This window comes from Brevundimonas sp. AVps4, from assembly GCF_058681525.1.
Window position 1 is genome coordinate 1,629,982 of sequence record NZ_CM178741.1, and the last position, 22,819, is coordinate 1,652,800.

At 66.8% G+C, this 22,819-nt stretch carries 24 protein-coding genes; 10 read left to right on the forward strand and 14 right to left on the reverse strand.

Annotated elements, in window-relative coordinates; translation table 11 throughout:
• Positions 1-200: 200 nt before the first annotated feature.
• Positions 201-1,706, forward strand: coding sequence for a tryptophan halogenase family protein (locus tag ACW178_RS07995; protein ID WP_287105479.1), 1,506 nt, complete (start codon positions 201-203; stop codon positions 1,704-1,706).
• Here the strand turns inward: ACW178_RS07995 and ACW178_RS08000 are convergent.
• The 4 genes from ACW178_RS08000 to ACW178_RS08015 all read right to left on the reverse strand — a co-directional run bounded on the left by ACW178_RS08000 (position 1,670) and on the right by ACW178_RS08015 (position 8,802).
• Complete coding sequence (locus ACW178_RS08000) at positions 1,670-3,217, reverse strand: PepSY-associated TM helix domain-containing protein (protein WP_287105478.1); 1,548 nt, start codon at positions 3,215-3,217, stop codon at positions 1,670-1,672. The two genes, ACW178_RS07995 and ACW178_RS08000, sit on opposite strands and share 37 nt — an antisense overlap.
• Before the next feature lie 2 nt (positions 3,218-3,219).
• Positions 3,220-3,795, reverse strand: coding sequence for a hypothetical protein (locus ACW178_RS08005; RefSeq protein WP_182713685.1), 576 nt, complete (start codon positions 3,793-3,795; stop codon positions 3,220-3,222).
• Positions 3,792-6,074 (reverse strand): TonB-dependent receptor, encoded by a 2,283-nt coding sequence (locus ACW178_RS08010; protein WP_287105477.1) that lies wholly within the window; start codon positions 6,072-6,074, stop codon positions 3,792-3,794. The genes ACW178_RS08005 and ACW178_RS08010 overlap by 4 nt, the downstream gene beginning before the upstream one ends.
• A 112-nt stretch (positions 6,075-6,186) precedes the next feature.
• Positions 6,187-8,802 (reverse strand): PAS domain-containing protein, encoded by a 2,616-nt coding sequence (locus ACW178_RS08015; RefSeq protein ID WP_224761386.1) that lies wholly within the window; start codon positions 8,800-8,802, stop codon positions 6,187-6,189.
• 243 nt (positions 8,803-9,045) lie between these two features.
• Here ACW178_RS08015 and ACW178_RS08020 point away from each other — a divergent pair, with 243 nt between their 5' ends.
• The 3 genes from ACW178_RS08020 to ACW178_RS08030 are packed head-to-tail and all read left to right on the forward strand — an operon-like array spanning position 9,046 to position 10,438.
• Entirely contained in the window at positions 9,046-9,438 is a 393-nt protein-coding gene (locus ACW178_RS08020) for an NADH:ubiquinone oxidoreductase subunit NDUFA12 (protein WP_054766897.1), read from the forward strand.
• On the forward strand, positions 9,435-10,097 hold the full coding sequence (locus ACW178_RS08025; RefSeq protein ID WP_054765361.1) for a DUF2155 domain-containing protein: 663 nt from the start codon (positions 9,435-9,437) through the stop codon (positions 10,095-10,097). Before ACW178_RS08020 ends, ACW178_RS08025 begins: the two co-directional genes overlap by 4 nt.
• Positions 10,098-10,114: 17 nt before the next feature.
• Positions 10,115-10,438, forward strand: a complete 324-nt coding sequence (locus ACW178_RS08030; protein WP_054765362.1) for an EF-hand domain-containing protein — start codon at positions 10,115-10,117, stop codon at positions 10,436-10,438.
• 391 nt (positions 10,439-10,829) lie between these two features.
• On the opposite strand, the gene lepB is transcribed toward ACW178_RS08030, so the two are convergent.
• The 5 genes from lepB to aroQ all read right to left on the reverse strand — a co-directional run bounded on the left by lepB (position 10,830) and on the right by aroQ (position 14,715).
• A complete protein-coding gene (lepB, locus tag ACW178_RS08035) occupies positions 10,830-11,600 on the reverse strand; it encodes a signal peptidase I (protein WP_182713681.1) in 771 nt (256 codons plus the stop codon).
• An 84-nt stretch (positions 11,601-11,684) separates the two neighbouring features.
• On the reverse strand, positions 11,685-12,371 hold the full coding sequence (gene aat / locus ACW178_RS08040) for a leucyl/phenylalanyl-tRNA--protein transferase (RefSeq protein WP_191555679.1): 687 nt from the start codon (positions 12,369-12,371) through the stop codon (positions 11,685-11,687).
• Positions 12,368-13,720, reverse strand: coding sequence for an acetyl-CoA carboxylase biotin carboxylase subunit (gene accC, locus ACW178_RS08045; protein WP_054765364.1), 1,353 nt, complete (start codon positions 13,718-13,720; stop codon positions 12,368-12,370). Before accC ends, aat begins: the two co-directional genes overlap by 4 nt.
• A gap of 9 nt (positions 13,721-13,729) precedes the next feature.
• Complete coding sequence (gene accB, locus ACW178_RS08050) at positions 13,730-14,221, reverse strand: acetyl-CoA carboxylase biotin carboxyl carrier protein (protein ID WP_054765365.1); 492 nt, start codon at positions 14,219-14,221, stop codon at positions 13,730-13,732.
• 47 nt (positions 14,222-14,268) lie between these two features.
• Complete coding sequence (gene aroQ, locus ACW178_RS08055; RefSeq protein ID WP_054765366.1) at positions 14,269-14,715, reverse strand: type II 3-dehydroquinate dehydratase; 447 nt, start codon at positions 14,713-14,715, stop codon at positions 14,269-14,271.
• Between the two features lie 370 nt (positions 14,716-15,085).
• Here aroQ and thiS point away from each other — a divergent pair, with 370 nt between their 5' ends.
• A complete protein-coding gene (gene thiS / locus ACW178_RS08060) occupies positions 15,086-15,283 on the forward strand; it encodes a sulfur carrier protein ThiS (RefSeq protein WP_054766899.1) in 198 nt (65 codons plus the stop codon).
• Here thiS and ACW178_RS08065 read toward each other — a convergent pair whose 3' ends face one another.
• Positions 15,284-15,670: a type II toxin-antitoxin system VapC family toxin gene (locus tag ACW178_RS08065; protein ID WP_054765367.1), complete on the reverse strand. Its 387-nt coding sequence runs from the start codon at positions 15,668-15,670 to the stop codon at positions 15,284-15,286.
• Entirely contained in the window at positions 15,667-15,936 is a 270-nt protein-coding gene (locus ACW178_RS08070) for a type II toxin-antitoxin system Phd/YefM family antitoxin (protein WP_152949869.1), read from the reverse strand. Before ACW178_RS08070 ends, ACW178_RS08065 begins: the two co-directional genes overlap by 4 nt.
• Positions 15,937-16,051: 115 nt before the next feature.
• Between ACW178_RS08070 and ACW178_RS08075 the strand changes: the two genes are divergently transcribed.
• Both ACW178_RS08075 and queF read left to right on the forward strand, forming a co-directional pair.
• Positions 16,052-16,834, forward strand: coding sequence for a HisA/HisF-related TIM barrel protein (locus ACW178_RS08075; RefSeq protein ID WP_054765369.1), 783 nt, complete (start codon positions 16,052-16,054; stop codon positions 16,832-16,834).
• An 8-nt stretch (positions 16,835-16,842) separates the two neighbouring features.
• Positions 16,843-17,304 carry a preQ(1) synthase gene (queF, locus tag ACW178_RS08080; protein ID WP_054765370.1) on the forward strand — a complete coding sequence of 154 codons (462 nt, stop codon included), beginning with the start codon at positions 16,843-16,845 and terminating at the stop codon, positions 17,302-17,304.
• 27 nt (positions 17,305-17,331) lie between these two features.
• Here queF and ACW178_RS08085 read toward each other — a convergent pair whose 3' ends face one another.
• Entirely contained in the window at positions 17,332-19,317 is a 1,986-nt protein-coding gene (locus tag ACW178_RS08085) for a TonB-dependent receptor plug domain-containing protein (protein ID WP_054765371.1), read from the reverse strand.
• 249 nt (positions 19,318-19,566) lie between these two features.
• On the opposite strand from ACW178_RS08085, the gene ACW178_RS08090 reads away from it, so the two are divergent.
• Together ACW178_RS08090 and ACW178_RS08095 are read left to right on the forward strand one after the other, a co-directional pair.
• Entirely contained in the window at positions 19,567-19,749 is a 183-nt protein-coding gene (locus tag ACW178_RS08090) for a hypothetical protein (RefSeq protein WP_152949872.1), read from the forward strand.
• A gap of 91 nt (positions 19,750-19,840) precedes the next feature.
• A complete protein-coding gene (locus tag ACW178_RS08095; RefSeq protein ID WP_082382662.1) occupies positions 19,841-20,713 on the forward strand; it encodes a DUF817 domain-containing protein in 873 nt (290 codons plus the stop codon).
• Here ACW178_RS08095 and ACW178_RS08100 read toward each other — a convergent pair.
• Positions 20,693-21,457, reverse strand: coding sequence for an EAL domain-containing protein (locus tag ACW178_RS08100; protein WP_054765373.1), 765 nt, complete (start codon positions 21,455-21,457; stop codon positions 20,693-20,695). The two genes, ACW178_RS08095 and ACW178_RS08100, sit on opposite strands and share 21 nt — an antisense overlap.
• Positions 21,458-21,526: 69 nt before the next feature.
• Positions 21,527-22,135, reverse strand: a complete 609-nt coding sequence (locus tag ACW178_RS08105) for a nitroreductase family protein (protein ID WP_191558040.1) — start codon at positions 22,133-22,135, stop codon at positions 21,527-21,529.
• 45 nt (positions 22,136-22,180) lie between these two features.
• Between ACW178_RS08105 and ACW178_RS08110 the strand changes: the two genes are divergently transcribed.
• Entirely contained in the window at positions 22,181-22,807 is a 627-nt protein-coding gene (locus tag ACW178_RS08110) for an NUDIX domain-containing protein (RefSeq protein WP_191558041.1), read from the forward strand.
• The last annotated feature ends 12 nt before the right edge of the window (positions 22,808-22,819 follow it).

Genomic DNA, 22,819 nt, shown 5'->3' on the forward strand with positions numbered 1-22,819 from the left:
CGATGACGTTCCGAAAACAGTCCGGCGAATAATCGCGGCGACGGCCTTCGCCGACCAAGACGGTCAGGCGCTCATTGACGGGGAGGGCCGACGACGACGGATGACGTCTTCTGACGCATCGCCCCAATTGCCGAGATCGCCGCTCTTGCCGAGTCGCGTCGCTTGCTGCCAAGTTTCCCGAAAAACGAGGAAATGTGAGCGTGCGCCAGTTGAAGAAGATCCTGATCGTCGGGGGCGGTTCGGCCGGCTGGATGGCGGCGGCCTTGTTCTCCCGCCTGTTTCGGGGGCTTTACGACATCACCCTGATCGAATCGGAAGCGATCGGCACGGTCGGCGTGGGCGAAGCGACCATTCCGGCGATCAAGACCTTCAACGCGCTGATCGGTTTGGACGAGGCCGACTTCATGCGGCGGACCCAGGCCAGTTTCAAACTGGGCATCCAGTTCATCGACTGGGACCGGATCGGCTCCAGCTACATCCACGGCTTCGGCGTCATCGGGCGCGATCTGGAATGGCTGCGCTGCCACCAATACTGGCTGAAGATGCGCGCTGCGGGTCGCGCGTCGGACTTCGCCGCCTATTCGATCAATACGGCGGCGGCCTTGCAGAACCGTTTCATGCGGGCCGATCCCCAGAGAAATGGTTCGCCGCTGGGCCATATCGCCCATGCCTTCCATTTTGACGCCGGTCTTTACGCCAAATATCTGCGCGGTCTGTCGGAGGCGGCGGGGGTGCGACGGCGCGAGGGCAAGATCGCCTCGGTTCAGTTGCGGCCCGACGACGGCTTCGTCCAGTCAGTGACGATGGAGGACGGGGCGGTGGAGGCGGCCGATCTCTTCATCGACTGCTCGGGCTTTCGCGGCCTGATCATCGAAGAGGCGATGAAGACCGGCTATGAGGACTGGACCCATTGGCTGCCCTGCGACAGGGCCTTGGCCGTGCCCTGCGCCCGCACCGAGCCCTTTACCCCCTACACGCGCGCCACCGCCCGGCCGGCCGGATGGCAGTGGCGCATTCCGTTGCAGCACCGCACCGGCAACGGCCACGTCTATTCCAGCCGCTATATGGACGAGGCGGAGGCCGAACGGATTCTGCTGTCCAATCTGGATGGGGAACAGCTGGCCGAACCCAATCGCATCCGTTTCGTCGCGGGCAAGCGACGCCAGGTCTGGAACAAGAACTGCGTCGCGGCCGGTCTGGCCTCCGGCTTTCTGGAGCCTTTGGAATCCACCAGCCTGCATCTGATCCAGTCGGTCCTGACCCGTCTGGTGCGACTGATGCCGGACGGCGGTTTCGACCCGACCACCATCGCCGAGTTCAATCGTCAGATGGACTTTGAATATGAGCGGATCCGCGACTTCGTCATCCTGCATTACAAGGCGACCCAGCGGGACGACACGCTCTTCTGGAGGGATTGCCGCGACATGGCCGTTCCGGACACCCTCCAGCGCAAGATGGACCTGTTCCGCGCCAACGGCCGGGTCTTCCGCGAGGACGATGAGCTGTTCACCGAGGAAAGCTGGATTCAGGTCTTCCTGGGCCAGGGTGTGATCCCCGCCGGCTATGATCCGCTGGTCGACGTCACGCCCGAAGCGGAGATCGAGCGGTTCCTGAACGATGTGGAGACGGTGATCGGCAAATGCGTGGCGGTCATGCCGTCCCATGCCGACTATGTGGCCCGGGTCTGTTCCGCGGTCGCCGCCTGACTCGTCCGGCGGATTGCAGGCCTTAGAACCGTCCAGGCCAGGAGGGCGGCGATGGCGATCAGGGCGCCGTTCATGGCCCAGGCGGCGGAGTCTTCGTAATGGGCGCCTTGGCGAAGCAGGTGTGTCAGCACGACCAGCCCCAGGGCGACGGCGGAGACGAGCCGCAGGATGCGCGACAACCGCGCCGGTTCGACCCAGACTGACAGCCCCAGGGTCGTCCCCGTGACCAGACCCCAGACCAGCAGGGGCGTCGAGGCGGCGGTGGAGGATAAGGCCAGCACGATCAGGGCCGAGGCGGCGAAGGCCAGGGGTTGGCTCCAGACCGCGCCGATCCAGATCCGTTCCCATCGCGGGGCGGGGCGTCCCTTGTCGCGTCGCCGCGCCAACCAGATGGCGACGCCGCTGGCCGTGACCGCCGTCAGGGCCAGACCCAGAAGCCCATAGGCGAGTTTGACCACGATGCCCCCGAACCAGCCGAAATGCAGCGGCCCCAGAGAGGCCAGGATCTTCTGGCCCAGGTTAGGCTCCGTCGTTCTGGATATGTCGAGCAGACGCCCCTGGCCGTCGAAATAGAGGCTGGAGCCCGCCGCCACGCGATTGGGTCTGGCGAGGTTGACCATCACCGTCTGCCCCTGTTCGGCGGGGTGTTCGATGCTGATGAAGGTCGGTCGCGCATCGGGCGCCAGCCGCTGGGCCGCCTCGACGGCGGCGGCCAGATCGGGCGGGGCGACGGCCGGGCGCGGATCGTCGGGAATGACCGGAACGAACAGGGCGTAGGCCTTGGAGGTGTCGCCCTGGAACATGGCCAGGGCCAGAATTCCGACGATGAGGGTGCTGAGGCCCAACAGGGCGCCCGTCAGCGAGACGATGACGTGAAAGGGCAGGGCCCACACACCCGCCCGATTGTGCAGATCGGCTTCCTGCAGCCGCTTGGCGCCGCCCCAGCGTAGATGAAAGGCGTCCTTGAACACGCGCGGATGGGCCAGGACGCCAGAGATCAGCGAGGACAGAAGGGCGACCCCCGCCAGACCCACGACGAAGCCGCCCCAGGCGCGGGGCAGATGCAGGGCGGTGTGCAGCAGGACCATGAACTCAGTCCAGACGGCCTCGCCTTCATCCCCCAGTCGCCCGGCCGCATCCGCGGCGTAGGTATGCTCCACGCCGTCGGCGTCCGTGCTCACCGTCAAGCGAGGCAGGTCCGGGGTGGGGGGCAGGATGCGGACATGCTCCACCGTCGTCGAGGAACGAGCGATGGCCTGTTCCATGGCGGTCTGCAGGGCGGCCGGCGTCACTGCGGCGATGGGCGTCGCATTCGGCTGTTCCCAACGCTGGAACTCCCGCGCGAAGACGGCGACCGATCCTGAGAAACAGACCAGATAGATCAAGGCTGCGAAGGCCAGGCCGAGGGCGGAGTGGCCTGCCAGGACGGACCGGACGAATCCAGCCGGGACCTTGGGCCAGATGGGCTTGCCGGCCTTCTTGGGCGCGGGATCGAGGCGGTTGTCCTTCATCGTCAGAACCCCTTGAGCATGGCGGCGGCGAAGGTCGCCAGGCTGACGCCGACCAGGACGGCGGTGGCGCGCAGGATCTTGTCGTCGGCCAGGGTCCAGGCCATGGCGGCGCCCCACAGCAGGGGCGCCAGCAGCCCGCCCAGCACCAGCCGGGTCTCGGCCGCGCCCGGACAGAAGGCGACGAAGGCGATGGCGGTGCCCATGGCGGCGATCATGCCGATCGGTCCGGCCAGAAGAGCCCGAAGCCAGCCGCGCCAGGCCTTGGCGCCTCGGTTGGACGGTTCGGGCGCCAGGCTGCGTTCGGCCCGTCCGCGCGCGGTGCGCCGCTCCATGCCCCAGGCCACCACCAGAAGGACGCAGACCGAGATCAGCGTCACGGCGATGAAGGGACCGCGCGCCGGCCCCAGCCAGAAGGCGTATGCGAAGGTAAGTGTCGCCAGCAGCGCCCAGCCGCCGACGATCCACAACGGGCGGCGCGCCGAGCGATCCCCCCAGGCGCGGCGCAGCAGCCGCGCCCCGCCGACCCCGCCGGCGATCAGGGGGATCGACGCGAGGAGGGTGGTCGCCTCGGGGCTCACCAGCGCGCCTGAAGCATCAGGCCGACGACCCGCGGATCGCCCAGAACGGCCTGGTTCGTCTGGGCGCGGTCGTAGCTCATATAGTGTTCGTCGAAGAGGTTTTTGGCGTAGACATAGGCGCCCCAGGGGCCGGTCTCATAGCCGATCTTTCCATTGACCAGGGTGCGGCCGCTGACGCGGCTGTCGCCCTGGCTGAATCCGGTGCTGGTGAACACCTCGGATCGATAGTTGGCGTTCAGATTGGCGACGAAGCCGTCGCCCCAGCGGTAGTTGCCGCCCAGGGCCAGGGTCCAACGGGGGGCGAACGAAAACTCCGAGCCGGTCAGATCGCTGGTCTGGCCGTTCACCGTGGTCGTGAACTCGTCGAACTGGGTGCGGGTGTAACCGGCAGAGGCGTACCAGTCGAAGGTGGACGAAAGCCGGTGCGCCGTCTCGATCTCGAAGCCGTACAGATGCGACCGACCGGCGTTGACCGTGTGGCTGTCGTACAGGTTGATGCCGAAGTTCACATTGACCTGCTGGTCAGTCCAATCGACATAGTAGGCGTTGGCGTTGACGGTCAGGGCGCCGTCCAGCCAGGCGGAGCGCAGGGAAGCCTCATAGTTCCAGGTGTATTCGGGATCATAGGCGAACAGCTGGGATCGGGCCGTATTGCTGCTGGATCCGCCGGAACGATAGCCGCGCTGGACGACGAAACCTGCGGTCACGTCCGGCGTCAGGTCGTAGAGTACGCCCAGCTTCGGCAGAAAGGCCTCGAATTCTCGCGTGGCGGGGGGCGTGGCCGATCCCGCCTGGGCCACCATGGCGGCCACCCCGGCATTGATTCCGGTCACAGCCAGATACAGGGGCGAACCCGCCGCGCCGAAGGCCGCCGGATCGGGATAGACGCCGGCGAACCGGGCCGATTGCGTGACCTGGGTGGTGTTTTCCTCATGATCCCAGCGGAAGCCGCCCACGATCGACAGGCGGTCGGTCAGGTTCCACTCGCCGTCGCCGAACAGGGCGTAGGTCGTGACCTGGGCGGGAAAATCGCCCGTATAGTCCACGGGAATGACGGGCAGGACGGCGGCGTATTGGGCGGCGATAGCGGCTGCGGCGGAGGTCGGGAAGCCGCCGGCGCTCAGGAGGCCCGCAATGGTGTTGACCGGCGTCGGCACGTCGGTGCGGCTGGCCGAAATGCGCCTCTGATCGCGATCATAATAGAAGGCGCCGATCAGGCCGTGCAGACGGTCGCCTTGATAGTTGAGGCGCAACTCCTGGGTCAGGGTCTCGAAGTCGTCGCCGTTCTTGCCGTAGCTGACGGCCTGGGCCGTCCCGTCGCCGTCGTACTGAACACGCTGGGCCACATCGCTCCAGGAGGTCACGGCCGAGATCGACAGCCGGTCGGACAGCCTTTGGGTTAGCTCAAGGGTCGCCAGATCGGCCTCGACATGGCTCAGGTTGGCCGTGTCCGAGAAAGCCCGCCGGTTCTCGTAGAAGTCCGGCGCATTGGTGTTGGTGTAGACGAACAGGTAGCCGCCGTCGCTTTCGAACCGGGTGTAGCCCAGGCGCGCCTCGAATCCCGGCAGAGCCTTGGGCGTCCACAGCAGCCGTCCCCGTACCGTCAGACTGTCGACCGGGTCTTCAGGCTGGTCCAGGGTCACATTGTGCGTGAAGCCGTCGCCGTCCCGCTTTTCAGCCGACAGGCGGAACGCCAGCTCGTCCGCGATAAGAGGCCCGCCTCCGGCGACCGCCAATGTGGTTTCGTCAGGCGAGGCGATGGTGGCGCGGGTGCGAAGGTCCCAGTCGAAGGTCGGGTCCACGGTCCGCATCACCACGGCGCCGGCCAGGGCGTTCAGACCTTGCAGCGTCGATTGCGGTCCGCGGAAGACCTCCACCTGACGCATGTCCCAGACGTCGGTCGGACCGTTGAACGTGATGGCGGCGGGCAGGGGCGCGCCATCGACATAGATGGTCGCCAGGGAAGAGTCGCCGCCGCCCGACACGCCGTTGTTGTTGATGCCCCGAATCGTGAAGCCGTTGTGGCCGTAGGTCTCGGACATGTTGGCGGTGCGCTGGAAGATTTCGGCCAGCGACTGGATGGCTTCTTGGTTGATCCGGCGCGCGGTGACGACGCCGACGCTGGTCGGGGTGTCCTGCAACGAGCGATCCGTCTTTTCGCCGGTGACGACGATCTCATCCAGCGTCGTCGTCTGATCGACCGTTTGCGCCCTGGCCCCAAGCGGGCTCAGAGCCAGAACGGCGATGGCCGTAGAGGCCAGAAGGTGAAGTCGCGACATGGCATCCCCCGCTCGCTGAGTTCGTGCGGAGCGCCGTAAAAGGGCCAGTAATGCGAGTCAATCGCATTCTCAAAATAATCTGAGCCGTTCCGATGTTTCGGCGGATCGGCTCTCAGTCGGCGGTGAGGATGGCCTTAACCCGCCGGGCCAGTTCGTCCATGGCGAAGGGCTTGGTCAGTATGTGCATTCCCGGGTCGAGGTGGCCGTGGCTGAGGACGGCGTTCTCGGCATAGCCGGTGACGAACAACACCTTCAGATCGGGCCGGACCGCGCGCGCAGCGTCGGCCACTTGGCGGCCGTTCATCCCGCCAGGCAAGCCGACGTCGGTGATCAGGAGATCGATGGGGCGGTCGGTGTTCAGCGTCGCGAGGCCGGCCTTTCCGTCCTCGGCCTCCATGGTCGCGTAACCCAACTGACCCAGGACTTCCGAGGCCAGCATCCGCACCGTCGGTTCGTCGTCCACGATCAGGATCGTCTGGCCCGCCATCGCCTGGGGCGTGTCGGCCGCGCTCGGCGTCGGCTCGGGCGCTTCGGCCGCGCCCAGGTGGCGGGGCAGGTACAGGCAGACCATCGTCCCTTGGCCCGGTTCCGAATAGATTCGGACCTGTCCGCCTGACTGGCGGGCGAATCCATAGATCATCGACAGGCCCAGACCCGTGCCCTGGCCGATCGGCTTGGTGGTGAAGAAGGGTTCGAAGGCCCTAGCCACGACGTCCGGCGTCATGCCTTCGCCCGTGTCGGACACGCACAGCGACACATATTGGCCCGGCGGCAGTTCGCATTCCGCCGCCACCCGCTCGTCCAGCCAGCGATTGCCGCTTTCGATGGTCAGTTTCCCGCCCTCGGGCATGGCGTCTCGGGCGTTGATACACAGGTTCAGCAAGGCGTTTTCCAACTGACCCGGATCCACCAGCACGGGCCACAGACCGCCCCCGTGCACGGCTTCGACGGTGATGCCCGGCCCCATGGTACGCTGGATCAGCTCCTCCATCCCCCTCGCCAGCCGGGCCAGATCGGTGGGGCGAGGGGCCAGGGTCTGGCGACGCGAGAAGGCCAGCAGGCGGTGAGTCAGGGACGAGGCGCGGCGCGCGGCGCCCTGGGCGGCGGTGATGAAGCGATCCGCCTCATTGATCCGCCCTTCGGCCAGCCGCTTGGCCAACAGATCCAGGCTTCCGGTTATGCCCGTCAGCAGATTGTTGAAGTCATGGGCGATGCCGCCGGTGAGCTGTCCGACCGCCTCCATCTTCTGGGATTGGCGCAGAGCCTCCTCGCTCTTCATCAAGGCGGCGGTCCGCTCTTCGACTTGACGTTCCAGAGAAGCCGCCAGGTCCGCGAGGTTGCGCTCGACCCGTCGGCGTTCCGTCGCGGCGCGAGTCCGCTCGGCCACGTCGCGGATGAAGGCCATTTCGTCTTCAGGCCATGCACGGGTCGTGGCGTGGTTCAGATAGAGCAGGGCCACCAGACCGCCCTGTTCGGTCAAGGGCATGTTGACGAAGGCGCGCGCGCTGATAGCCTCCAGCGCCTGGGCCGTCTGGGACGTGCGGGGGTCCAGCCGCGCGTCGGCGATTACGGCGGTCTCGCCGCGCTTCAGCTCCTCGATGTAGGAGCCGTAGTCGCGGAAGTGCAGCACGCCGGCCAGCGTCTTTATTCCAGGCGCGTTCCAGTCGCGGTCGATGGTGATCGTCTCGGCCTGTCGATCGACCAGGCCGTAACCGGCGCGGCTGACCTCCAGGGTGCGGCCCAGAACCTGGGCCGCTGCGTAGGAGATGTCGGCGGGGTCGTCCAGATCGCGCAGGGCGTCCGACAGCTCCACCAGGGCGGTCCGCATCTTCTGGGACCGCACTTCGCGGGTGATGTCCTGGGTCACGCCCGCGATACGAAGCGGCGCGCCGTCCGCATCGCTGATCAGCACGCCGCGCGCCTTCATCCAGCGGGTTTCGCCCTGGGGCGTCACGATGCGGTGGGTGATGTCGTAGTCCGCGCCGTCGTTAATCGTGGCGTCGCTCTGGGCGCGAACGGCGTCGCGATCCTCAGGGTGGATCAGCGACTGACGATCCTCATAGGTCATCGGCCGATCGCTCGGCCATCCCAGCAGGGCCTTGTAGGCCTCCGAGGCCGCCAAGGATCGGCTGGCCACATCCACGCTCCAGGCGCCCAGCCCCCCGGCGGCCATCGCCAGCTCAAGTTCGCGCTCGCGTTCCTGCGCAAGGGTCAGGCGGTTCGTCAGCTCCGCCGACAGGGCGGCGTTGCGGGATTTCAGCCCCTCGACCTTTTCCCGGTCGCGTGTGACGTCCAACTGACTGGCGAAGAAATAGGCCAGGTCGCCGTAGCCGTCATAGACCGGCGCCAGCAACAGGCGGTTCCAGAAGGCGGACCCGTCCTTGCGATAGTTGCGGATGTCGATCTCGATCGGCGCGGCGTCTTTCACAGCCCTGTGGATGCGCTTGACCGTCTCCGGCTCGGTCTCCGGCCCTTGCAGGAACCGGCAGTTTCGACCGAGAATTTCGGACCGCTCATAGCCGGTCAACCGGCAGAAGGCGTCATTGGCGAAGACGACCGGATTATCCGGCAGACGAGGGTTTGTCACAATCATCGGCATGCGGGTCGCCCGCACGGCGGCGACGAAGGGATCGGTCCCGCGGTCGATTCCAGCGACCTCATCGGCGATTCGCTCGGCGTCCAGGGCCTCCACCTGACCGTCGTTGGCGTTCCGCCTGTCCTTGTCCAAATCTCGCATCCTCAAGTGATCCGCCGAAGGGCGACGCTTAGAACACCCCCGAGGGCAGTTCGGTTCTAAACAGATTCACAGGTTTAGGTTCGATCCTTTCCCCTCGCGTCGCGCGGAAAGGATCGAAAGCGGCCGGCCGCCGTGGGCGCGCCTCAATGCTGGACGAACGGGGCTGGGGTTTCTATGATCGCGCCCGACCGTCGGGGTTTCGCCCGCGGCGTCTTTTCGCGTGGGTTTGACGACGTGCTGAACAAAATTTTCGCCTGGTGGAATGGGGCCACGATCGGCACCCTGTTTACGATCGCCAAGCGCGGCCGCTTCGTCGGGACCGATGAGTTCGGCAACAAATATTACGAGGCCAAGGACCACTCCAGCTATGACGGCCGCAAGCGTCGCTGGGTCGTCTATGAAGGCTATGCAGACGCCACGAAGGTGTCGCCGGACTGGCACGGCTGGCTGCGTTACACCTTTGACCTGCCGCCGACCGAGGCGCCCCTGTTGCGCCGCCCGTGGGAAAAGGACCATCTGCCCAATCTGACGGGCACGCCCATGGCTTGGCGTCCGCAGGGCTCGCTGGCCGCAGAGGCCAAGCGCCCGGCGGCCACGGGCGATTATCAGGCCTGGACGCCCGAGTGAGACGGAATCGGCTGCTGACGGCTGGGGCGAGCCTCGTGCTGGCGCTCAGCGCCGGGGCGGTCACCGCCAGCGTCCTTCAGGATGCGCCCCGCGACGCGCGTCCGGTTCAACAGGATCCGATCGGCGAAATCCTGAGAAACACGCCGGCGACGCCGGCCGTCCCGACCGAGACGGCCCCCTCTGGCACGCCTGCGCCTCGCGCGCCGATCGCCGTCTCTCCTCCACCGTCGGTTCAAATCGCCGAGGACGCGGCCGTGGCCGAAAAAGCCGAGGAAGAGGTCGAGGCGGAAGCGCCGGTGGCCGAAAAGCCGATCGAACAGCCCGAGACTCCAGCCCGCCGTCAGCGGCGCAAGTTCGCCGTCATCCAGGCCCTGGACAAGACCACGGCCGAGACGATGAAGTTCGAGGTCGAGGTCGGCGGTCGGCCGGTCCGGTTCAACAAGAATCTGATCTTCACCGCCCGCGCCTGCGAAGTCTCCACGCCCGACGAACTGACCGAAGACGCCATCGCCTATCTTCAGGTCGCGGTTCAGAGCCGAGGCGCCGCCTCGGCCGAGCCGCGCCAAGTCTTCCGCGGTTGGATGTTCGCCTCGTCTCCGGCCGTCAGCGGGCTTCAGCACCCGAACTACGACGCCTGGGTCGTAGGCTGTAAGAACTGAGCGGGGCGGGCGGCGACATGGCGCCTCGGCCGCTGAAGAAGACGGAGACCATCGAAATCCGTCTGCCGCACGACACCAAGACGGCCTTCATGGCGCGTTGTCGCGCCGAGGGCCGCACCGCCAGCGACGTGCTTCGCCGTTTCATCGACGCCGAACTGGCCGCGCGTCCACGCCGGTTCGACGGCCGCCTGCTCCTGGCGGCGGTTCTGGCCGCCCTGGCCCTGGGGGGCGTCGCCGCGCCGTCCCTGGCTGAGAGCGTGACGCCGACCCGAACCGCCTTTGATCGCCTGGACCGCGACCATGACGGCCGTCTTAGCTTCGAAGAGTTCCGCGCCCGCTAGGGCCAATCGACATTGGCCTGCCGCCGTCCTGCCGGGCGGCGCGCAGCCGCCGACCCAGGAGAGGCGCCTCGGGCGTTGAAGACTCTATTCGATTGAGTGTCAGTCTTCCTTCCCGCGTCAGCGGAAGGGAAAACGTCTGGCGGCGGAGCGCCGATTGAGGGTGGATTCATCACAACGGGGCACGACGAGGTCACGGCGAACACGGCGCGTTCCGACGGCGTCGTGACCGCTGTGAATCCGCCGTGATCGCTGTGACGAACCCGGTCGCCGCATTAAGGCCCTCTGACGCGGGAAGAGCGGCCTGACCGCAGTAAGCTGAATGTCGATTGAACCTAGAGCATGATCATTTCGGACGGAACCGCGAAGCGATTCCACCTCAACCGATCAGGCTCTAACGGATCGGGACGAAGAACCGGCCTCCGCGCAACTGGGTCCAGGTCCAGGGCTTGACCAGGGCCGCGCCCGGCTTCCAGGACCAGGCGATGAACTCCGCTCTCCCTATGATGTTCTGGGCGGGCAACAGACCGACCCCGACCGAGGCGGGCCAGCGCCCGTCCAGCGAGTTGTCGCGATTGTCGCCCATCATCAGATAACGGCCGGCCGGCACCCGATAGATTTCGGTGTCGTCGCCGGGCAGGTCGGGACCGCCGTCATAGGTGACATAGTGTTTGCCGTTGGGCAGGGTCTCGGCCACCAACCGCACCGTGCGGGCCGGATCGTCATGGTCTTGGGTGATGCCCAGCCGGGTCTGGGGGATAGGCCGGTCATTGACGAAGACGGTTCCGCCCCGCACCTGAACCGCGTCGCCCGGCAGGCCGATCACCCGTTTGATCCAGACCTGTTTCGGATCGCGCGGCAGGCGGAAGACGACGACGTCGCCCCGCCGGGGCTGACGCTGACCCAGCCGACCCTCGCCCTCTGGACGGCCTGCGGGCAGGGAGGCCCTGCTCCAGCCATAGGCGAATTTGGAGACGACGATGTAGTCGCCGACCACCAGTCCCGGCTCCATCGAGGAGCTGGGAATGGTGAAGGGCTGGTAGGCGATGGTGCGAAAGGCCGTGGCCAACACGAGGGCGACGATCACTGTCACAGCAATCTCAAACGCGTCGCGCCAGAGGGCGCGTGCGGGGAGGGGCGGGGTGTTTGAAGCGGCTTGGGTCATGCGCCTGAAGAGGCCGCATCCCTTACGCCGTCGCCAGCGCGAACCTGTCCGGACGCCGGAATAGCGTGTCCGGACAGCCGGAAATCAGCCGCCCGCCGTCGCCAGCGCGACGGCCTCGGCGCCGCTCATCGGCCCCCACAGGGCGGTCTCGTCGACGACAGTCCTGAGCGCCGGCTTCAGGCGACGCAGATAGGCCGCCTGGGGCGTCTCGACCGCCCCGAACTGGCTGAGGTGTTCGGTCAGGAACTGTGCGTCCAGCAGGCTCCAGCCACCCTTTCTCAACCGTGCGACCAGATGGACCAGGGCGACTTTTGAGGCGTCCCGCTCGCGGCTGAACATGCTTTCGCCGAAGAAGGCGCCGCCCAGGGAGACGCCGTACAGGCCCCCCATCAGCCGTTCGTCCTTCCAGCATTCGATCGAATGGACATGGCCCTGGGCGAACAGGGCGGCGTACAGGCGGCGGATCGGCGCGTTGATCCAGGTGTCCTGACGCTCGGGCCCTTGCGCCGCAGCACAGCCGTCCAGCACAGCTTCGAAGGCCGTATCCACCCGTACCTCGAAAGGCTCGCCCCGGACGGTTCGGCGCAGGCGGGTGGGGATATGGAAGCCATCCAGCGGGATGACGCCGCGCTGCTCGGGCTCGATGATGAAGACACGCGGATCGTCGCGCGACTCGGCCATCGGGAAGACGCCCCGGGCGTAACAGGCCAGCAGGTCCTCGGGGCCGAAGCCGCCGAACGGCCCGCTGGCGCTGTAGTCGGGGTCGGTCAGGCGTCGCCCTTCTGACGGGCGGCCCACTTCTCCAGCCAGTGGATGTCATAGTCGCCGGACAGGATGTCGGGCTCGGCCAACAGGCGCTGGAACAGGGGGATGGTGGTGTCCACGCCGCCGACCACGACCTCATTCAGCGACCGCTTCAGGCGGGCGATGGCCTCCTCGCGGTCGCGGCCGTGGACGATCAGCTTGCCGATCAGGCTGTCGTAATAGGGCGGGATCGAATAGCCGGCGTAGATGGCGCTATCCAGCCGCACGCCCAGGCCGCCCGGCGCGTGGAAGTCGGTGACCTTGCCCGGCGAGGGCGTGAAGGTCTCCGGGTTTTCAGCGTTGATCCGCACCTCGATGGCGTGGCCCTGGAACTTGATGTCCTCCTGGGTGAAGGACAGCGGCAGACCGGCCGCGATACGCACCTGTTCGCGGACCAGATCGACGCCGGTGATCATTTCCGTGACCGGATGCTCGACTTGCAGGCGGGTGTTCATCTCGATGAAGAAGAACTCGCCGTCCTCCCACAGGAATTCGATCGTGCCGACGCCCAGATAGCCGATAGCGGCGATGGCCTTGTTGACCGTCTCGCCGATCTTCTTTCTGCCTTCAGCAGAGAGTGCGGGCGAGGGGGCCTCTTCCAGCACCTTCTGGTGACGGCGCTGCAGCGAGCAGTCGCGTTCGCCCAGGTGGACGACATTGCCGTGGCTGTCGGCGATGACCTGAATCTCGATGTGGCGTGGCTTCTGGAGGTAGCGCTCCATATAGACGGCGCCGTTGCCGAAGGCCGCCTTGGCCTCGGATTGGGCGGTCTGAACCGCCTCGACCAGATCGTCAGGCGTCAGGGCCACCTTCATGCCGCGTCCGCCGCCGCCCGCCGCCGCCTTGACGATCAGGGGGAAGCCGATCGATTTGGACGCCTCGATGGCGGCTTCGACCGTTTCCACCTCGCCGTCCGAACCGGGGACGACGGGAATGCCCGCATCCTTGACGGTCTGCTTGGCGGTGATCTTGTCGCCCATCACCCGGATATGCTCGGGCTTGGGGCCGATGAAGGTCAGGCCGTGGGCGCCGACGATCTCGGCGAACCGCGCGTTCTCCGACAGAAAGCCGTAGCCGGGGTGGATCGCCTGGGCCCCGGTGATCTCGGCCGCCGCGATGATCGACGGGATGTTCAGATAGGATTTGGCCGCCGAGGCGGGACCGATGCAGACGCTCTCATCGGCCAGCCGCACCCACATGGCGCCGCGGTCGGCTTCGGAGTGCACGGCGACGGTGGAGATGCCCATCTCCTTGCACGCCCGATGAATGCGAAGCGCGATCTCGCCGCGGTTGGCGATCAGGACTTTGGTGAACATCAGGGCGCCTTAGGCTTCCAGCAGGACGAGGGCTTCGCCGTACTCGACCGGCTGGGCGTCGCCGACCAGAATCTCAGCCACCACGCCGTCGCGCGGCGCCTGGATCGGGTTCATGGTCTTCATGGCTTCGACGATCAGCAGGGTCTGACCCTTCTTCACCTTGTCGCCCGGCTGGACGAATGGCGCGGCCTCCGGCGAGGGTTGCAGGTAGGCGGTGCCGACCATCGGCGACTTCACCTCTTCGCCGGCGCGGGCGACGATGGTGGCGGGGTCGGACGGCATAGCGGCCGGCGCGGCGACGGCGGCCGCAGGCGCAGCGGCCGGAGCCGGGGCTGCGGCGTACTGCACCGGAGCGGCGTTGACGGTGACTTCGCGCGCCACGCGGATGCGCAGCTCGCCGCGCTCGACCTCGACCTCGGTCAGGTCGGTCTCGTTCAGGATCTCGGCCAGCTGGCGAACCAGGGACGCGTCGATCTCGGCGTGTTTCTTGTCATCGGCCATTGGATTGCGCCTTTGTCTTTCGTCTTGGATTGCGAACGGGTCGGCCCTCAGGCGCGTTCCCGGATCTGGGTCAGGGCCGCCTGCACGGCCAGTTCATAGCCTGCCGCGCCGAAGCCGGCGATGACGCCGGTCGCCGCGGACGACACATAGGAGTGATGGCGGAACGCCTCGCGCGCCGCCGGATTGGACAGATGAAGCTCAATGACCGGTATGGTCAGGGTCTTCAGCGCGTCGTGCAGGGCGACCGAGGTGTGGCCATAGGCCGCTGGGTTGAGGATCAGGGCCTGCGCCTTCTCACGCGCCTCCTGGATCCAGTCCACCAGCACGCCTTCATGGTTGGTCTGGCGGAACACGATCTGCGCCTCGCCCGCCGCCGTCACGCAGCGCTGTTCGATGTCCGCCAGGGTGTCGCGGCCATAGATCTCCGGCTCCCGCACCCCGAGAAGGTTCAGGTTAGGGCCGTTCAGCACATGGATGACGGACGTGTCGGACATCGGTTCTCGAAACGAGGCTCCGGAATCGGGCGACCTCTGACGGTTCAGGGCCGGCCTTGTAGCTCAGGCGCGGCGCGGGTCAAAGCGCAGCGTGGAAACGGCTTGACCTAACGTCATCCGCGCGGGCGTCAACGGATTTCCCGTCGGAGGGGCGAGAAGGCGGGGAAAAGGGGGAGAACGGATGGGTTTGGTGGGCGCTAGCCTTCCGTCTCCCCATCACCCACCGCCGTCGTCCTCGGGTCAAGCCCGAGGACGACGAATAGGGGTAGGCGACGAATAGGGGTAGGCCATGTGAATGCGGCGGCGCCTCATGCCCTCCGCGCCGAAACGCGCTATGACACGCCGACACACGGGCATCGAGGCAGACGGTTTGCGTATTCAAGTCAACGGCGATCCACGCGAGGTCTATGCGACGACGGTGACGGAGCTGGTCGAGGAACTGGCGCTGGACCCCCGCAAGGTGGCGGTCGAGCGTAATCTGGAGATCGTGCCCCGGTCGCTGCACGCCGTCACCGCCCTGGCCGAGGGGGACCGGATCGAACTGGTCCAGTTCGTCGGCGGCGGTTGATCAGACCTTGAGGATGGGGCCGGGGTAGAAGGCGACCTGCCGGTCGGCCGTCAGCAGTCGCATTCCCTCGGCCATGGCCTGGGCGATAAGCAGCCGGTCGAACGGGTCGCGGTGGATCAGCGGTAATCCTGCCAGTTCCAGCGCGTGCAGGCTGGTCACCGGAATTTCCTCATAACCCGCGTCCAGCAACTGGCGGCGGAACACCAGGGCGTCCACGTCGAAGTCAGGTCGCTTCAGGCCGTGCTTGACGACGACCTCCCAGATATTGACCGCGCTGAACACCAGTTGATTGTCGGGATCGGCCATCAAGGCTTGCGCCTTGGCGGGAAGCCGTGCGCGATCCTCCGACGCCCAGAGCAGCAGGTGAGTGTCGATCAACAGCCTCATTGGCCCTCGTCGCCCTCGTGAACGCCTTCGCCATAGACCATCGCCTCGATTTCGGCCTGACCCATGGTGTCGAAGTCGTCAGGAACTTTAATCTGACCCCGCATGAAGCCGAACCGACGCGAGGTGTCGATCGGCGTCTCCTCGATGGGAACCAGTTTGGCGATCGGCTTGCCTGCCTTGGCGATGGTGATGGTTTCACCCTTGGCGGCCCGGTCCAGCAGGCGCGACAGGTGGGTCTTGGCCTCGTGGACGTTGACCGTTTCCATGCGTCGCTCCCGGTGAACTTAGTCCACTTAGTCTAGTTCATCTGGCCCGGTCTCGCAACGCGGCGTGATCGATCCGCCCTTTCGCATCGGGCGCGACAGGACTAGGTCACCACCCATGACCGATACAGCCCCCGAAACCTGGTCCGTCGCCGGCCGCACCTTTACCTCACGCCTGATCGTGGGCACCGGCAAATACGCCGATTACGCCCAGAACGCCGCCGCCGCCGAGGCGGCGGGGGCCGAGATCGTGACCGTGGCCGTGCGCCGGGTGAATCTGACCGATCCGAACCAGCCGATGCTGGTCGACTATGTGAAGCCCGACCGTTTCACCTTCCTGCCCAACACCGCCGGCTGTTTCACCGGCGAGGACGCGGTGCGCACCCTGCGCCTGGCGCGCGAGGCGGGGGGGTGGAGTCTGGTCAAGCTGGAGGTCCTGTCCAACACCGCCCACCTGTATCCCGACATGGTCGAGACCCTGCGGGCCCTGGACATGCTGATCAAGGACGGGTTCGACGTCATGGTCTATTGCACCGACGACGTGGTCATGGCCAAGCGGCTGGAAGACGCCGGCGCCGCCGCCATCATGCCGGCCGCCGCCCCGATCGGCTCTGGGCTCGGCATCCAGAACGAGGTCAATGTCCGGCTGATCGTCGAACAGGCCAAGGTGCCGGTTCTGGTGGACGCCGGAGTGGGCACGGCCTCGGACGCCACCCGGGCGATGGAGCTGGGCTGCGACGCCGTCTTGATGAACACCGCCATTGCCGGGGCCAAGGATCCGATCCGCATGGCGCGCGCGATGAAGCACGCCGTGATCGCCGGTCGCGACGCCTATCTGGCGGGGCGGATGCCCAAGCGGATGTACGCCGACCCGTCGTCGCCCCTGGCCGGCCTGATCTGAGGCGCGCCATGACCCACTACACCGACAACCTCAGCCAGCTGGGCGCCCAGACCGCCGCCCCGACCAGTCCCGAGACGGCCGTGCTGGAACGGGTGCCGAACCCGCATGCGGATACGCTGTATCTGGCCCGGTTCACAGCGCCCGAGTTCACCAGCCTGTGCCCGGTGACGGGCCAGCCGGACTTCGCCCATATCGTCATCGACTATGCGCCGGGCGACTGGCTGGTCGAGTCCAAGAGCCTGAAACTGTACCTGACCAGTTTCCGCAACCACGGCGCCTTCCACGAGGACTGCACCGTCGCCATCGGCCGGCGGCTGGCGGATCTGCTGGAGCCGAAATGGCTGAGGATCGGGGGGTATTGGTATCCGCGCGGGGGGATACCGATCGACGTCTTCTGGCAGACGGGCCCGGCGCCCGAGGGCCTGTGGCTGCCGGACCAGGGCGTGCCGACCTATCGCGGGCGGGGGTGAGATCGCACCCCGCCCGCGACGTCTGGATCAACCGCCGAAACGGATACGGACCCCGGCGTTGGCGACGAACCCCTCCAACGGGGCCCAGGCGTCGGTTGTCCAGCGGCCGTCCGCCGTGCGGGTCGGCCTGAGCAAGGAATCGCTCCGGGTCTGGCGTTCGTCCAGAAGGTTTTCCAGGTTCAGGAACAGGCGGTAGCGACCCAGAACCACCTCGCCCAACAGCCCCAGCTCCCAGTAGGCCTCGCCGCGATCGCGGTAGGGATCGTCGTCCAGCGGCTGGGCGCCTGTGTAATAGGCCTCGAAGCCGAGGCGGCCGCGATCGTGTTCCTCCCACATGGCCACGAAGCCGGCCGAATGACGCGGCGTCATCGGCGTGTCGCGCCGCGCAGATCCTGCTTCCTCCGGCTCGTCGGCGTCCAGATACATGTAGTTGGCGGTGAGCACGAAAGGCGCCCGGCGCCAGCGGCCCAGCAGCTCGACCCCACGGGTGCGGGTGACGCCGTCCACGTTGATCAGCCGCGCTCGGTCGGCGGAGACAGGCTGAAGCCGCACTGCGTCGTCTATGTCCGACCCGAACAGCGTCAGGCTGGTCTCCCAAGATCCTCTGGCCCAGCCCAGGTCCAGCGAGGCGGTCGAGGCCGTTTCCACCTCCAGATTGGCGATGGGCTCCAGCCGCGACAGGCCCGCAGCCTCGGTCTCCTCCACGAAGGGCGTAGGGGCGAAAAAGCCGCGTCCCCACGAACCCCGCACGGTCCACGGACCCGGTCGCCAAAGCAGGGACAATCGCGGGCTGAACTGACCGCCGTAGCGGCTGTGGTCGTCATAGCGGGCGCTGGCCGAAACCGTCAGATCCTCGGTCCAGTCGCGTTCGACCTGGGCGAAAACGGCCGGGGCCGTGTAGCGATAGTCGAAGGCCGGGAAGGCGTCCGAGGCGTAGTCATCCGCCTGCCATACCAGGCCGCCCATCCAGTCGGCGCCCATAGCCTCGGCCGAGACGGAGGACTCCACCAGGAAGGTCTGGTGGCGGTCTTCTTCGATCAGATCGCCGTACCGGTGGCGGTGGCTCTGTTCGACGGCGGACGCGCGGGCCTGGAGCCAGGCGCTGTCGCCCAGAGGCCGTTCATAGACGGCGCCGGCGTCCAGGCGGTCAGTCTCCTGATCCAGTCGGAAGGGCTGACCGTCGGGGGCCAGGGCGCCGTCGCGCGTGCCGCCCCGCCGCCGCTCGGTCATGCCGCCTGCCGTCAGGAACAGGGTCGCGCCGTCGTCGCCGTTCCAAAACAGCCGCGGCCGGGCCGACCAGCGCGTGTAGCCGGCCATGTCGATCCAGCCGTCGTCGTCCAGGTCCTGGATCGCCTGATGATTGTAGGTCGCCAGGACGGAGCCGCTCCAGTCTGAAGACAGGGGAGCAGCGGCGTAGGCCGAGACGTCCTGACCGTCGCGCGAAGTGGCGTTCAGGATCAACTCGCCTTCGCGGGTTTCGCCCGGTCGGCGGGAGATCAGATTGACCACGCCGCCCAAAGCCTGTCCGCCGTATAGAGCCGAGGCGGCGCCCTTGATCACCTCGACCTGCCCCAGATCGCTGGGCGGGATCTGCAGCAGGCCCAGGGACGAGGATTGGCCGCCGTAAAGGGGCAGGCCATCGGCCAGCAACTGAGTGTAGCGACCCCTCATGCCTTGAACGCGGACGTTGGCGGATCCCAGTCCGGGGGAGGTGACCTGGACGCGCACCCCGCCGGTTTCGGCCAGGATCATCGAGATGTTGCCTGGACGCATGATGAGCTTTTCGGCGATCTCCTCTTCGTTCAGCACCTCGATCCGGACGGGCTCGTCCTGAACGCGGCGGCGGGAGCGGGTCGAGACGACGAAGATCTCCTCCAGCTCCGCGACTTCTTCGGCGGGCGGTGTTTGGGGCGGGTATGGCGAGGTCTGGCTCTGGTCTTGGGCGAGGGCGGCGGCGGCGGGCAGCAGAGTCGCGAAGGCGACTCCGGCCAGGAGATGATAGGCGATGGTCATGATCTGATCCTCGGCCGGCGCACGGGCCGGCCCTGACGACGATAGGCGCGCTCCACCCAGCAGCGGAACGACGCGGACGAGGCGAAGTGGGCCTGTGCGGCCCTGGCGGGATCAGACGCGCGGGGGGCGGTCGGGGCCGGCGGTATCGACCGGCGTAGGTTCCGGCGACTGACGCCAGGCGTGACGCGCGGCTGTGTGAGCCGGCGTCTGGATCAGGATCGGGGCTGATCTATATGCGGGGTGAGGCGCGTGGCAGCAGCCGTTGGCGCAGGCAGGCCCGCAATCGATGCAGCCCTGGTCCTGATCCGAAACGGCTTCGCCGACGACAGCGACTGCCGCGCAGTTCGCTTCGGCGCAGGCGTGGGCCGACGCCGCCGGCGCAAAGGCGACAAGCGCCAGCACCAGCTGCAAAACCAGCTTCAGACCGGCTGACAGGGAGGGCCCAGGGCGTCGCATCGCGGGCCGAGGCTTAAGTTGATCGACAGCGGATGGCAAGTCCGCTGGCTTGGGCTAAGCCTTGGGCATGTCGCGAAGTTCCTCCTTGCCTCTGGAAGCCTGGGGGCGCCGTCTCCTCACGCGCGCCCAGACCTGGGCCGACCGGTCTCGTCCGCGTCGTTACGCCTACGAGTTCCTTTGGTTCGGGTTGAAACAGGGGTGGGCGTGTCTGTTCGGGGGGCTGATGCTGGGGCTGATCGTCGGCACCTTCCTGTGGTGGCCGGACACGACGCCGATCTCGCGCTATGATTTTCTGGCGATCGGGGCGGTGGTGATCCAGATCGCCATGCTGGCCTTCCGGCTGGAGAGCTGGGAGGAGGCGCGGGTGATCTTCCTCTTCCATGTGGCGGGGACGATCATGGAGCTGTTCAAGACCGCGCACGGGTCGTGGATCTATCCGGAGGACAGTCTGCTGCGCATCGGCGCCGTGCCCCTGTTCTCGGGCTTCATGTATGCGGCGGTGGGCAGCTATATCGCGCGGGTGCAGCGGATATTCCATATCCGGGTGCGCGGCTATCCGCCGCTGTGGACGACCTGGCTGTTGGCGGCAGCCGTCTATGTGAATTTCTTCGCCCATCACTGGCTGCCGGACGTGCGGATCGTTCTGTTTCTGGCGACAGTCCTGCTGTTCGGGCGGGGGCGGTTTTATTTCACGGCGGACCGGCGTCGGCGGTCGATGCCGCTGCTGCTGGGCTATGGGCTGGTGGCCCTGTTCATCTGGGTCGCCGAGAACCTGGGCACCTTCGCGCGGGCCTGGACCTATCCGGGGCAGGACGGGGGCTGGGAGCCGGTGTCCCTGCACAAGCTGGGGGCCTGGTTCCTGCTGATGATCATCTCGGTGGTGCTGGTGTCTCTGGTGCACCGGCCGGAGAAAGAACCGTCAGGCGGTGCGGGCCAGTGACGCGGCGCGGGGCCAGGCGACCAGCCCCAGGGCCTCAAGCGCCGGTCTTGCCAACAGATAGCCCTGCATCAGATCGACGCCCAAGTCGCGCAGGACGTCGTGTTCGGCCGGGGTCTCTATACCTTCGCAGACCGGTTCAACGCCCAGATCGCGCAGCATGTTCAGGGTGTTGCGCACGATGGTGCGCTTAACCGGATCGGTGTCGATGTCGCGGATCAGGGCCATGTCCAGCTTGACGATGTCCGGCTGGAAAAGGGTCAGCAGACCCAGGCCCGCGTAACCGGCGCCGAAGTCGTCGATGGCCGTCTTGAACCCCATGGCGCGATAGGAGCGCAGGATGTTCAGGATGTGGTCGGCGTCCATCGCCTCGCTCTCGGTGAACTCAAAGATGATCTTGTTCACGGGGAAGCCTGTTCGCATCGCCGCCGCCAGGGTGGCGCGGATGCAGGCGCGCGGCTCATAGACCGCATTGGGCAGAAAATTGATCGACAGGTTGGCGCCCGTCGCCGCCATGTCGAGCCCGGCCGCCAGTTCGATCGCGGTGGTGCGACAGACCTGATCGAAGGCGTAGCGGTTGTGGTCAGCTATCTGAGCCAGCACCTGACCGGCGCCGGCGCCGTCCTTGCCCCGCACAAGCGCCTCGTAGGCGAAGACTGTCTGTGTTGAGACGTTGACGATGGGCTGGAAAGCCATGGTGATGGGCAGGTCGAACCCCGCCCCATCTTTGCAACCCACACAGGACATCGGACCACTCGCTACAGCTAAGGGTCTGACGCTTAGAGGGAAAAGATTAACGACAAGGCCTGTCCAGATCTAGGGCAGGCGGGTGACCTTGGCCGCCATGTCGGGGCGGGGGCGTTCCAGGGCCGGTTCGTTCAGGGTTCCGATATGGATGAAGCCGGCGACCGCCTCGCCGTCGGTCAGGCCGAACAGGGCTGTGGCCTGGGCGTCATAGCTGTACCAGTCCGTGATCCAGCTGGAAGCATAGCCGAAGGCGCCGGCCGCATGCTCCAGATTCATACAGACCGCGCCGGCCGACATCTGCTGCTCCCAGAGCGGCTTGGCGTCGGGCACGGGCGCCGAGATGACCAGGACGGTGACGGGGGCGGCGGTCAGCTTGGCCAGGACCGCCTGCTCCTTGGCGGGACGGCCCTGGGTCTGCGCAAGGCCGGACAGTTTTTCGGCGATTTGCCCGCGGCTCTGCGGCCCCAGGACCACGAACCGCCAGGGAAACAGCTTGCCGTGATCGGGCGTGCGGGCGCCCAGGGTCAGGATCTGATCCAGTTCGGCCTGCGTCGGGCCGGGGCTGGTCAGGGCCTGGGCCGGGGCGGAGCGGCGTGTGGCCAGCCGATCGCGCAGCTCCTGCGACGGGACCGGTGCGGGCAGGGCGGCGTTCAACGAAAAGAGGGGCGGCGGGGTCATGCGGTCTAGCTAGGCTTTCCCCCCGCCGTCCGCCATAGCTGAGGTATGAGCGATTTCGACGAACCGAAATGGGCCGCCGGCCTGGCCAAGCCGCCGGCCTGGCGCAGCAAGACCGAGGAGACGGTGTTCGAAAATCCGTGGATGCGGTTGACGCGGCACCGGGTGATCGCCCCGACGGGCCGGCTGGCGGACTATGCGGTGATGCGGCCCAAGAATGTCGCGACCGGGGTGCTGCCGGTGCATGACGACGGCACGGTGGTTCTGGTCGGGCAGCAGAGGTTCGCCTTCGCCAACTATTCCTGGGAGATGCCCGAGGGCGGGGCGTCCCTCGACGAGGATCCGTTCGACGGCGTCCGGCGGGAGCTGGCCGAGGAGGCGGGGCTGGAGGCCGCCCACTGGACGCCGGCCCTGACGATGGAGCTGTCGAACTCTGTCACGACCGAGATGGCGCACACCTGGATCGCCTGGGGCCTGAGGCCTGTGCCGGTGGCGCCGGACCCGACCGAGGTGATCGCCGTCGTGCGCGTGCCGTTCCTGGATCTGCTCGACGAAGTCGGGCGCGGGACGGTGCGGGACAGCCTGACGGTGGCGACGGCGTATAAGGCCTATCATATGGGCTTGAATGGAGCCCTGCCTCCGGCGCTGGCTAAGGCCATGCTGGGGCGGGTATGATGTCGCCGAAGG